General features: G+C 36.1%; 1 protein-coding gene and 1 rRNA gene. Both read left to right on the top strand.

Going from position 1 to position 269, the window contains the following annotated elements; translation table 11 throughout:
* On the top strand, window positions 1-195 hold a 195-nt coding region (locus H5157_RS20825; RefSeq protein ID WP_220496902.1), incomplete at its 5' end, for a hypothetical protein.
* Window positions 189-269 (top strand): 16S ribosomal RNA (locus H5157_RS20780); the annotation flags it as partial. The genes H5157_RS20825 and H5157_RS20780, both read left to right, overlap by 7 nt.

Below are 269 nucleotides of genomic sequence, written 5' to 3'. Positions count from 1 at the left end.
GGTAGCGAGGCAAACAAATTAGAGTCTCAATTGAAACTGAGTGACCATATGTTATTAAAAGATTCAGCCTTGAGCTGTTTTGATTTTACTTTTTTAAAAGTGAAAATAATAACGCACAGTCAATTCGTTTTTGGCAACAAAAACAAAAATTCAGAATTCATTGAGCTGTCGAAAGACATAAAACTTTTTAATTGAAGAGTTTGATCATGGCTCAGATTGAACGCTGGCGGCAGGCCTAACACATGCAAGTCGAGCGGTAACAGAAAGTA

The organism is Pseudoalteromonas sp. SG43-3 (assembly GCF_014164385.1).
GTDB lineage: Bacteria > Pseudomonadota > Gammaproteobacteria > Enterobacterales > Alteromonadaceae > Pseudoalteromonas > Pseudoalteromonas distincta.
The sequence above is the reverse complement of the archived record's forward strand: the minus strand, read 5'-3'. Positions and strand labels throughout refer to the sequence as shown.